The 12,129-nt window shown below is 46.9% G+C and carries 7 protein-coding genes; all 7 read right to left on the reverse strand.

Annotated elements, in window-relative coordinates; genetic code table 11:
• On the reverse strand, positions 1-3,713 hold a 3,713-nt coding region (locus QQL66_RS07095; protein WP_284380353.1), incomplete at its 3' end, for a retention module-containing protein.
• Between the two features lie 137 nt (positions 3,714-3,850).
• Positions 3,851-5,101 (reverse strand): PilT/PilU family type 4a pilus ATPase, encoded by a 1,251-nt coding sequence (locus tag QQL66_RS07100; protein ID WP_284380355.1) that lies wholly within the window; start codon positions 5,099-5,101, stop codon positions 3,851-3,853.
• 140 nt (positions 5,102-5,241) lie between these two features.
• Positions 5,242-6,447 (reverse strand): HD-GYP domain-containing protein, encoded by a 1,206-nt coding sequence (locus QQL66_RS07105; RefSeq protein ID WP_284380357.1) that lies wholly within the window; start codon positions 6,445-6,447, stop codon positions 5,242-5,244.
• An 88-nt stretch (positions 6,448-6,535) separates the two neighbouring features.
• Positions 6,536-8,599, reverse strand: a complete 2,064-nt coding sequence (locus QQL66_RS07110; RefSeq protein WP_284380358.1) for a transglutaminase TgpA family protein — start codon at positions 8,597-8,599, stop codon at positions 6,536-6,538.
• Positions 8,596-9,633: a DUF58 domain-containing protein gene (locus QQL66_RS07115; RefSeq protein ID WP_284380359.1), complete on the reverse strand. Its 1,038-nt coding sequence runs from the start codon at positions 9,631-9,633 to the stop codon at positions 8,596-8,598. Before QQL66_RS07115 ends, QQL66_RS07110 begins: the two co-directional genes overlap by 4 nt.
• A gap of 197 nt (positions 9,634-9,830) precedes the next feature.
• The gene (locus QQL66_RS07120; RefSeq protein ID WP_284380973.1) at positions 9,831-10,754 is read right to left on the reverse strand and encodes an AAA family ATPase; all 924 of its coding nucleotides are present in this window, start codon (positions 10,752-10,754) and stop codon (positions 9,831-9,833) included.
• 125 nt (positions 10,755-10,879) lie between these two features.
• Positions 10,880-12,082, reverse strand: a complete 1,203-nt coding sequence (locus tag QQL66_RS07125; RefSeq protein WP_284380361.1) for an O-succinylhomoserine sulfhydrylase — start codon at positions 12,080-12,082, stop codon at positions 10,880-10,882.
• Between the last annotated feature and the right edge of the window lie 47 nt (positions 12,083-12,129).

Here is a 12,129-nt window from a genome sequence, read left to right on the forward strand (position 1 = left end):
ACGGTCACCACGCCATTGGCGTCGATCTCGAAGCGGGTGTCATCCACCGAGTAAGAAACGGTGTTGTTGGTCGCGTCATTGTCAGTCGCTGAGGCAGTAATGCCCACCTGGGTACCGGCCGTTACGTTTTCAGCAATCGTATTCGTGGCTGAATCTGTATCAGTCACCGCACCCACATCAAATTCATCGACGTCGCTAACGTTGATGGAGAAGGTTTCGTTAGACGTTGAACCGTCGGTAGACGTCGCCGTCACAGTCAACTGGATCGAACCTTCGGTCTCGGCATCGAAGCTCGCACCGTCCGCCACGGTCACTACGCCGTTTGCATCCACAGTGAAACGGTCGTCGTTCACAGTGTAAGACACAGTATCTGTCACATCAGTATCGGTCGCTGAGGCGGTAATCCCCACTTGGGTACCGGCCGTTGCGTTCTCTGCAATGGTATTCGCTGCCGCATTGGTGTCAGTAACGTCCGACACGTCATATTCATTGATGTCACTGACCTGAACCGTGAAGGTCTCGTGGGATTGAGAACCGTCCGCCGAGGTCGCAGTAATGATGATGTCAATCGACCCTTCACCTTCCGCATCGAAGCTCGCACCGTCCGCTACCGTCACTACGCCATTGGCGTCGATCTCGAAGCGGGTGTCATCCACGGCATAGGTTACTGTGTTGTTGGTCGCATCATTGTCAGTCGCTGAGGCGGTGATACCCACCTGCGTTCCGGCCGTTGCGTTCTCAGCGATGGTGTTGGTATCGGAATTCGTATCCGTCACCGCACCGACGTCGAACTCATCGACATCGCTCACCTGAACGGTAAAGGTCTCGTTGGACGTTGAACCATCCGTAGAGGTTGCAGTCACGGTTAACTGGATCGAGCCTTCGGTCTCGGCGTCGAAGCTCGCACCCTCGGCTACCGTCACTACGCCGTTCGCATCCACGGTGAAACGGTCGTTATTGACAGTATAAGACACGGCATCAGTGGCATCATTATCCGCTGCAGAAGCAGTGATCCCTACCTGAGTGCCGGCCGCTGCGTTTTCGGCAATGGAATTTTCGGTACCGTCACTGTCAGACACATCAGATACATCAAACTCATCGACATCCGTTACCGGATTGGTCGCGTTAGATATGAAAGTTTCAGTGGTCCCATCATCATCGGTGTAACTCACTTCAACACGGAGTAAGCCACCCACTTCAGAATCATCAGGAGAGAAGGTCTGGTCAGTTGCGCCCAGTATGGTTTCCCAGCTCGCACCACCATCAAACGACACTTGCCATTGGTAATTAATATCACCAGAAATACCATCGGCATCAGAAACATTTGCAGTAAGGGTTTCGCCATCAATTGCATTGCCGGCAATACTAACCTCACCTTCTTTATTCAAATCAGGTGCAGAAACAGAAACGGTTTCGGAAGAACCACCTTCGTCCGTAGAGACAACTTCAATGGTTTCGCCTTCAGTTAGAGCAGGTGACAGCTCTACTTGATACTGACCGTTTTCATCGGCAGTGGTCGTAACTTCAGAACCATCCGGCAAATTTACTTGAACACTTGAGCCTGGTTCGGTGGTTCCGGAAACCGTTGTACCATCGTCACTGACGTTAACAGTAGGTGCTTGTGGCGCATAAAGATCCGGAGCTTGTGTTGTCGTCGCATCCGACACACCACCTTGGTCTTCCGCGACAACGGAAATCTGTTCACCATCAACCAATGCAGGCTCAAGAATAAACTGGTAGTTACCCGATTCGTCAGACGAAGTAATGCCTTCACTGCCGTCAGGAAGAGTAATTCGAACATTGGTATTCGGTTCGGTTGTACCTGAAATAAGGCTTCCGTCATCCGACACTACAGCACTTGGTGCTTGTGGTGGATACAAATCCGGAGCTGTTAATTCTACGGTCGTGGTATTTCCAGACGCATCTGAAACTTCAACAATGACGGTTTCACCATCGACAAGAGCAGGGTCCAGTGCTACTTCGAAGTTACCCTGTTCATCTGCCACAATTTCCAGAGGGGTTGACGAGTCAGGCAGCGTTACAGACACCTCAGCACCCGCTTCTACCTGGCCCTGAATAAGATCACCACCGTCGGAGATGGTGACATCACCTGTTTCAACCACAGGCGCTGTCGTATCTGGTGCGGACGTAGAAACGCTAGGAGAGTCTCCAGCCTCATCAGAAGCGGTAACAACCACGGTTTCACCATTGGTCAATGCAGGCGACAGGTCAACTTGGTACTGACCGTTTTCATCCGTTGTCGTTTCAACGGTACTGCCATCCGGCAAACCAACCGTTACCGTGGTACCTGGTTCTGCGGTACCAGTGACTTGGCTACCATCCTCAGACACGTCTACAGTAGGCGCTTCCGGTGGTAAAGTGTTATCCACAGTTAAGGAATATGTTTCTGAAATACTATTGCCTGCCGAGTCCGTCACTACGACAGTGAATTGGTATTGGCCTGGCGTTGTAGGTGCCCCGGTAATAGTTCCGTCGATAGCCAAAACAAGACCATTAGGTAAGGTACTGCCACCAGCCAATTCGAAGGTCAGTGTGTCATTTTCTTCATCAGTGAAATCAGAGCCTAGGTTCACTTCCAATTCTGATGCTTCATCAAAATTACCCAGATCCAAATCACCATTAAATACAGGCGCATCGTTGACGGTCTCAATGACCGAAACCGAAACTGTGGTTTCAACGCTGTTACCGCTTTCGTCCGTACCAACCACAGTAAACTGATAATCACCAGGAACATCAGGCGTCCCCACCAACTGGCCTTGTTCATTGATTTCTAAACCAGCTGGCAGACTCTCGCCATCTTTAAGAACAACCGTAACGTCTTCGCCGTCTACTTCGTCAAAGAGTTCGGTCAGATCAACGTTCGTGGTTGCACCTTCATTGATGTCCCCCAGATCATTGGTTGCATCGACTCGTGGCGCATCATCCACGGGTGTGACGGAAATCGTAATAACTTGAGAGGTCTGGCTACCTTGAGAATCGGTGACCAAAATTTCAATCTGGTCAGCCCCATTGAAATCAGCATTTGGCGTGTAAGTGAACTGTCCATTTTCATCAAGAGAGATCACACCATTGGCGGGTTCAGAGATTAGATCAAAGGTTACGGCACCACCGTCCGGATCTTCTGCGGTGAATTGACCAGAAAATACGGTATCTTCGGAAACAGAGAACTGATTTGCAGAGGTAAAAGAGGGATCGGAGGTCAGTTCTTGTTCAGTAGTTATTTGACGGGTACCGGCAGTTTCGTCATCGCTAATCGTACCTGCAGCACCAATGTTGCTATTGGTGTTCGAGGTATAGTCAAAATCGTATTCATGAGAGAGCACAACGGGTACGGATTTAAACCCTGCCCCGCCTTCGCCACCAGCAGCGGTCGCGTCTAACTGAGAGAAATCAAAGTTTGGATCTTCAAGGATTCGACGTTGTAGAAGTTCTGCTTTGGCAAGCTCGTCTTCTACCGCGTAGTTGGCCAGATCAAGAAGATCCTGATCCAGAAGCGCTTCACTGCTGCGGCCTAACGTCAGGCTTTCGCCAGACTCAAGCCCAATCATCACCTGGCTGTCCGCACCCTGGGTGATAATGCGCTCACCCAAATAGACCGTATCGCCCAATGCTAGTTGACGCTCATTCCCTGCGGCATCAACCGCAATTACTGTTCCAACCAGAAAAGTAACGTTTCCAATAACTTGTGCCATTTTGATCTCTCTACAGTTCTCCAATTGGAGATCAAGATATCAAAACAACACAAGTTGGCTATTGTACCTAAGTACATAAATGCACTGGACTTAGTTACAAAATGTAAACACTGTGATTTGTTTCGAAATTACTGTGTTTAGATGTCCTCTTCGTCGTCGTTTTCCCCGTCTTTTGGCATCAACGACAAGCTGTCCAAGGAGTAAGACGAACTGGCAGGTGCCTTTTCTTCGGCTTTAGGCTGTGCCGCCGGTTGAGCAGCACCAGCACCAGCGCCTGGGGCTGGTCTGGCCGCAGGCTGAGGTTTAGGTGGTTCAGGTGCACTGGCATCATCCTCACCCAATTGAATTTTAAGTCGTAAGTTGTTCCGTGAATCCGCATTCTTCAACGCCTCTTCTTCGGAGATCTTACCTTGTTTAAAGAGTTTGAAGAGGGCTGAATCGAAGGTCTGCATGCCGACATTCTCAGATTTCACCATCACTTCTTTGATGGCCGACACATCCCCTTTCTTAATCAGGTCTGCAACCCGTGGCGTATTCAATAAAATCTCGATGGCCGCTGCACGTTTTCCATCCACAGTCGGAATCAAGCGCTGAGAAATAATGGCCTGTAAATTCAGTGACAGATCCAAAAAGAGCTGTTTATGACGCTCTTCAGGAAAGAAATTCACAATACGGTCAACGGCTTGGTTGGCGTTGTTCGCATGCAGAGTTGAAAGACAGAGATGACCCGTTTCGGCAAATTCCAGCGCGTGCTCCATCGTTTCCTGAGTTCGAATCTCACCAATCAAAATAACGTCTGGCGCCTGACGCAAGGTATTGACCAACGCATCTTCATAGCAATTGGTGTCCATACCCACTTCACGCTGGTTTACAATGGACTTTTTATGACGATGCACAAACTCCACCGGATCTTCGATGGTAATGATGTGTCCGGCACTGTTAGAGTTTCGGTAATCAATCAGGGAAGCCAAAGAGGTGGATTTACCTGACCCCGTCCCCCCTACAAATAGAATCAAACCGCGCTTTTGCATAATGAGTTTAGGGAGAATTTCTGGTAGCCCTAAATCCATAAAACTCGGAATATCGGTCTTAATGGTCCGAATGACCATCGAAAATTCATTACGCTGTTTAAAAACATTCACCCGAAATCGACCGATGCCAGGTTCGGAAATCGCCAAGTTGGATTCTGGCTTATGCTCAAATTCTTTTTTCTGGTCCTCATCCATCAAACTGAAGGCAATTTTCTTAACCGCCCCTTGTGGCAGAGGCTCTTTGGAGACAGCAACCAGCTTGCCGTAGATTTTTGCACTGATGGGGGCACCGGTAGACAAATACAAATCGGAGCCATCTTTCTCAACCATAAGGCGCAAATAGTCTTTAAATTCCACAGAGATTTCCTTCTAGATACTTAATTACTGCTCCAAAAGTATAGTCGGATCTAACAGAGTTGGATGAAACTTAAGAGCTGAATTTCAGAAAAAAGAAAAGCGTCACATTCGTAACGCTTCAAAGAAAAAAGACTTGCAAATCAAGCAATAAAATCATTGATATTGATGCCATACAGACTTGGATCAACGGGTTTAACGATCGCAAAATCTTTCTTTTTGGAGAGGTCTAATAATTCAATATTCACATAGCGTTTGTATTGCGCGTTATAGATCACCTTCACTACCGGTCGTTTTTGATCTTCTTCGTTCACTTCTTCGACCACCGCCAATCGCTGATTATTAAGCTCAACCAAGGACCCTACCGGATAAATTCCCATAGCCCGAATGAAAAGATGAACCAGTTCCTTATCGAGATGATCGCCCGTCCATTCCAGCATCCGTTTAAGCGCAATGGTTGGAGGCATCCCCTTGTGATAACAACGATCCGCCGTGATGGCATCATAAACATCCACCACCGCTGCCATCTTACCTTCGAGACTGATCGAACTGTGATCCAATTTACCAGGGTAGCCTGTGCCGTCCAGACGTTCATGATGCTGATAGGCTACGTTGATACTCGCTTGGGGAAGGCCTCCGGATTTCACCAGAATATCGCGACTGAACGTAGAGTGCTTCTTCATTAACTCGAATTCAGCTTCGGTCAAACGCCCCGGCTTGTGAAGTACGTCATCAGGAATCAGAATTTTCCCGATGTCATGTAGTAGCGCCCCTAAAACGTACTCGAATAGCGTTTGGCGCTCAAGATCCATTGCCTTACCAAGGATCGACATCAACACACCGACATTGACGGAGTGTTCAAGCAAGTAAGAGTCTTTCTCCCGAATTCGACTTAAGCAAGCCAACGCGTTTTGATTGCGTCCAACAGAATCAATAAACTCGTTAGCAACCTCTTTAAATTCATGAATTTCAACCTTGTCACCTTTCAATGCCTTTTTCATGGCATCGTTCACAAGCCCCTTGGCTTTGGTATGTACTTTCCTGGCTTTTTCTAATTCATCTTTTCTGGAAACCGACTTCTTAATCATCGGCTTTTCGTTGGCATAGGCTTCGAGCTGTTCATTGCCCTGCTGTTCAATTTGTTCAACCGATACGCCGGCATCTACGTCAATGCCGCGCTCATTATCAATGAAGACGTAACGAACACCTTTCGAGCGAATAATTTCAACCGTTTTCTGGTCGGGTACTCGCCCCTCTTTCTGGTATTGAGATCCAACATCCTGATCCCAGTGAAAGCCAGTGACGTACATCTCTGGTACTAGCAAATCAATCGGTATTTTTTTGATCATAAAACTCGTCAACAACGTCAAACCAACAACAGAAAGTCAGTTAGCTAATGTGCTCCTGATCTACCCAAAACTCAGCTCTTTTAACGTATTATTTTATTTCTAATTGTTTCAGTTGCTTATACATAAAGCGCCATTGGTTCAGAGAGTCTTCCTCCCCCAGTGAGGCCATATCTCCGTAGCAGAGTTCTTCGTAACGCATGGATAACCACCCAATCTGTTGAGACTGTTCAGGGAATGACGTTCGAAGGTGTTCGAACATTTCCCTTGGAGTCCAATGACGAACATCGGATTTTATTAGGCCATAAGCATTAGCATAGTTGGATTTTTTAATTATCGTATTAACTAATTTATCTTCGAATTTCTGTTTGATGGTTCGTTTGCGTCTCAAGCCTTTAATCAACTGGAACCCGCCCCAAAGAATTAACGGCAGAGCTAACGCCAATAAGATAAATCCACCGATCAAGAGCCAGGAATATCGCCCCCATTGCTTGATCAAGTCGGAAAAGATACCGGCCTGTTTATTAACATCAAACCCAACCACCCGCAGTGACCACTGGTAATTAATGTTATCCACAAACTTTCTGATGGAATCCATAACCGCCAGACCTTGATATCGGTGAGGAGAAAATAGCGAATTTTCCAAAAATGAACCTTCCTCTCGCATGGCTTCAGCCAAGCCTAGTTCAACCCGATCCGGCGCAATTACAGAGGTTGGATCGACTTTTACCCACCCTTTTTGAGGCACCCAAATCTCCGCCCAGGCATGTGCATCGTATTGCCGCACGGTTAAGTAGTTGGCTGCATTATTCCATTCGCCTCCCAAATAGCCGGCAACCACACGAGCAGGAATACCGGCATACCGAGCTAACAACGCCAAAGCGCCCGCATAGTGCCCACAAAAACCCTTTCGAGTCTCAAACAAAAACTCATCATTGGCTTTCTCGCCTAACACTGGAGGCTTCAAAGTGTAACTGAACTGGTTCTCCACAAAGTAAGCAAGCGCTGTGCTGATAAACCCCTCGACATCACCGGTCTTCTGCCAAAACTGCTGTGCTAGGGCTTTGGTTCTGGGGTTCTCATTCTCTGGAAGTTGCAGCTCCCTGGCAGTACGCCATCGGGCAAGTCGAGGTTCGCGAATTACTTGAGCAGGTAATTGACTTCTGTATCTGAGTACCTGACGAATAGGCTTGTTATATTCAAGCATGAAATCCTGCGTGAGACCCACGTTACGCTGTTGAGGCAATGAACCATCTAAACTGTATAACCAGCGCTGCTGCGTCGGCTCAAGGATCACATCGTAGGGATAAAAAGGCCCCTGAATACTCATGTGTTGTTGCCAGTTTGAAACAGGGTCGCCATACCAGTCGATATGATTACCGATGTAATCCACACCTTTACTTCGCTGCCATCCTCGCCCGTCGGTTTTATCCAGCACAAACGCTCGCCAATACAGCTGCTCTGGCGGGATAGGTAAACCTTGATCAAATTTGGCTCGAAACACCAACTCATCCGATTGAGTTAAGCGGGCAATATCTCCCGGGCTGATGTTGTCGGATAACCCCGTCTTAGCCCCTGACCCAAGATCCAAAGACCAGAGAGGCGCCATCCGAGGAAAAAAGACAAAGAAGATAATCATTAACGGAATCGCTGAAAGCCAATAGAGCGAACTCTGCCGAACCAACTCAACCGTGGATCGCTCTTTAATACTATGCATCGCAATTAATGCACAGGTGATGATCACGCAAACCACGAAGGCTAACGACGCAGTGGACAACGAAGTATCGAATAGGAAAACTACCGCTACCACAAGATAGGATAAGAACAGCGAGATAAAGGCATCCCGCTGTGTATGAAGCTCAATTAGTTTTAATCCATAAGCCAGCAATAAAAAACTCACGGCCGCCATTACGGATAACTTATGAAAGCTTAGGACCAAAACAATCAGCCCTGTGGTCGCCAGCATGACTTTCACAGAGTTATTTGGAAAACGCCAACGACCTCGAATGATCTGAAAACGCCAAATCAAACATAATCCAAGTAACGCCATCAAACCGTATGGCATTCGGATAAGGTGCATCCCTAGACTTAGCGCTTGCGCCAGCAACATCCACCTAAGTGCCGAAACCGTCAATACCTGATCCAACTGATTCATTTGCGGTTCCCCTCAGGCATACGATTCACCTTCGAAGAGATCTTTACCTCTGAAGAGTCAGTCTGATCAGCATCAAATAAGGCCAATGCACGGAGGCAATCAAGTTGATGCTGCTCACCCGTTCCTTGTGGTAACTGCTGATTAGGCAAAGAGAGTCCAAACACCTTATTTTGATTAGACCATTCGATTACCCAACCGGCCATCGCAGACAATCGCTGTTCGAGCGGTAACCCTTGAAAATCCTCAAATTTAAGCCAGGTATTAGAGACAGGGGGCGTAACAAACGATTTAGTAACTAACTCTTCGGTTTTAGCAAAACGTTTCCAGTCAACTTTTTTCAGAGAGTCCCCTTCAATGTAGGGCGTCAAACTGTCAAAGTCGCTTCCCGATTGTTTTGACCGATGAGAATTCTGAGCATCACCTTCCTGATCAAAAGCGCCTTCAGCATGGATATTAGGCGTCACACCAAAAACAGGTTTAGGGTAACCCAGTACAGGATGTTCTAATTGAATAACAGACCACGCTGTCAGAATTCCTAGCGGGTAGCGGCTGAGCACTTCGATGCGCGGTGTTTGATTCCACCCTCGACTCAAAACATGATGAAGCAATTGAACAGAGTCACCATGCCCTTTTTCAATATCAACGCCTGAAGACATGGCTACATCCCGACGCCAATGCATTTTAATATTGAAATGCACCGAACGATCCAAAGCAGTGATTTTGTGACTGACAGGAACTGTCTCTCCTACGAAGCCCGCAACTTCACTCCCCACCGAAACTTCCAATCCCGCCAGATTTTTCCAGGTATGCCAAATCAGCACAGCAAAAACACTACCCAGCCAAAAGCACATGCCAAAGACCAAGCTGTTTTGATAGTTAATCGCTGTCAACAGCATCACCAACAATACGGCAACCAACAACCAGCCGGGTTTGGAGGGAAAGATATAAATATTGCGATTCGTCAGACGAACTTTGTTAGAAAGGGGGGATCGACGCGCTAACCAAGCATCAAACCAGGAACGAAATCGCTGCATGTCTGTCATGCTCCATCTACAGAATAGGTTCAACCTTTATGGTTGATAAACATATCAATGTTCTTGGAATTATTATTTAAATGATAGTTTCTAATATGAATTGATACGTGCAATGCAGGTATCCAGATGACCACAGCTCTAACGTATAAACGATAAATATTCGTTGTATTTACTTAATTCGTTAAATCACCGAAGGTCTAAATCGCAGCCACCTGCTCTAACATCATTGAAGACAAAGTTTGATGCGAAGCCATAGAAGACAGTGTCACCCTATGATCAACCACACTCGCCAACACCGCCTGAACATCGTCGGGAATCACATAACCCCGACCATGGATCATTGCCCAGGCTTGAGCACTTCGCAGTAACGATAAAGCACCACGCGGAGACAAACCAATTTGGGTTTCAGCGGACTCACGGGAAAAGGCCACCAGACGCTGAATATAATCCAACAAAGCATCGGAAACTTTGATATTGGAAGAAAGAAGTTGCAACTGCATCAATTCCTTCGGAGAAATAATCGAAGGCAGCTCTTTGGCCATGTCTCGACGATTAACCCCCTTTAGCAGCTCACGTTCTGCTTCTGCTGGCGGATATCCCAAGGTTACACGCATCAAAAAACGGTCTAATTGAGATTCAGGTAAAGGATAGGTTCCGGCCTGATCCATCGGGTTTTGTGTTGCGATGACAAAGAAGGGTTGTGGTAAGGGATGGGAGGCGCCTTCGATACTGACCTGAAACTCTTCCATCGCTTCCAACAAGGCACTCTGGGTTTTCGGACTGGCGCGGTTAATCTCATCTGCTAATACTACTTGGGAAAAAATCGGCCCTTTATGAAACTCGAAACTGTTTTCATCCCGATTAAAAATCGTCACCCCAAGTACATCGGATGGCAACAGGTCACTGGTAAATTGCACCCGGTTATAACTAAGCCCTAAAACATTTGCCAACGCATGAGAAAGCGTCGTCTTTCCCATACCAGGCAAATCTTCAATCAATAAGTGCCCTTTGGCAATCAAACATGTAAACGCTAATTTAAGTTGAAGCTCTTTACCAAGAATCACTTGATTTACCTGAGCTAAAGCATCACTCATTTTGTCGATCAATTGTTGCGCTTGCATGGTTTGTTTTTCCAAAGCTTACTCCTATCCGTGCTGTCGTTTCTGGCTTATTTTTATAACGAACTAAATGGCTGTTAAATTCAAGGGCCATTGAATTAACGAGCCATTTGTTAACGAGCCATTAATTAAAGCGCATTAATACCACGCAAAATATCGGCTTTAATGTCTTCAACGTTTTCCAAACCAACCGATAAACGAATCAAGCCAGAGGTAATACCTGCGCGAGCTTTATCTTCATCGGACAAACGACCATGTGTTGTTGTCGCCGGATGCGTAATGGTGGTTTTGGTATCACCCAAGTTCGCGGTGATGGAAAGCATTCTGGTGTTATCAATTAACGTCCAAGCGGCGTCTTTGCCCCCTTCCACTTCAAATGACAATACACCACCAAACCCTTTCTGCTGTCTACTCGCCAATTGGTGCTGAGGATGACTTTTAAGCCCACCATAATGCACTTTGGCAATCTTAGGTTGCGCCTCCAACCATTGAGCTAATTCAAGAGCGGACTCGCAATGCGCTTTCATACGAATCGACAAGGTTTCCAATCCTTTCAAGAACACCCAAGCATTGAACGGGCTCATCGTAGTTCCCGCTGAACGCAAGAAGCCAAATACTTCGTTCATTTCCGTTTCACGACCAGCCACTACACCACCAACACAGCGGCCTTGACCGTCCAGATATTTGGTCGCCGAATGAATAACAATGTCAGCACCAAGTTTCAACGGCTGTTGTAATACCGGTGTACAGAAACAGTTATCCACAACCAACAAAGCATCGTTGGCATGCGCTAAATCCGCTAACTCAGAAATTTCAGCCACTTCACCCAATGGGTTCGAAGGCGTCTCCATAAATAGTAATTTGGTTTGTGGACGTATAGCTGACTTCCAGCTTTCAATATCCGTCAGATCAACAAACGTGGTCTCGATACCAAACTTTTTGAAATACTTATCAAACAAAACATTGGTGGTGCCAAATACAGAGCGTGAACACACAACATGATCACCAGCTTTCAACAGTGCGGCACCTGTACTAAGAATGGCAGCCATTCCAGAGGAAGTTGCCACCGCCTTTTCTGCACCTTCCATTGCTGCAAGACGTTCTTCAAAAATAGCGACAGTAGGATTAGTGAAGCGGGAATAGATATTCCCCGGCTCATCACCACCAAAGCGAGCTGCGGCTTCTGCTGCACTGTTAAAAACATAACTCGATGTGGTGAAAATTGGCTCACTGTGTTCAGACTCTGGCGTGCGATGTTGTCCACCTCGCACGGCATAAGTCTCAAGATGCGCGTCTGATAAATCAGATTGAATGCGAGTACGCTCAGTCATAATGTGTTCCTTTCTACCCATTACCCAGATATACGGGCTAAACAATT

The organism is Litoribrevibacter albus, assembly GCF_030159995.1.
Classification (GTDB): Bacteria; Pseudomonadota; Gammaproteobacteria; order Pseudomonadales; family Litoribrevibacteraceae; genus Litoribrevibacter; species Litoribrevibacter albus.

What these genes read in the sequence shown, in the direction of transcription:
- QQL66_RS07105 (WP_284380357.1), bottom strand. Translation starts at nt 6,447, where the DNA reads ATGATCAAAAAAATACCGATTGATTTGCTAGTACCAGAGATGTACGTC.
- QQL66_RS07115 (WP_284380359.1), bottom strand. Translation starts at nt 9,633, where the DNA reads ATGCAGCGATTTCGTTCCTGGTTTGATGCTTGGTTAGCGCGTCGATCC.
- QQL66_RS07120 (WP_284380973.1), bottom strand. Translation starts at nt 10,754, where the DNA reads ATGCAAGCGCAACAATTGATCGACAAAATGAGTGATGCTTTAGCTCAG.
- QQL66_RS07125 (WP_284380361.1), bottom strand. Translation starts at nt 12,082, where the DNA reads ATGACTGAGCGTACTCGCATTCAATCTGATTTATCAGACGCGCATCTT.
- QQL66_RS07110 (WP_284380358.1), bottom strand. Translation starts at nt 8,599, where the DNA reads ATGAATCAGTTGGATCAGGTATTGACGGTTTCGGCACTTAGGTGGATG.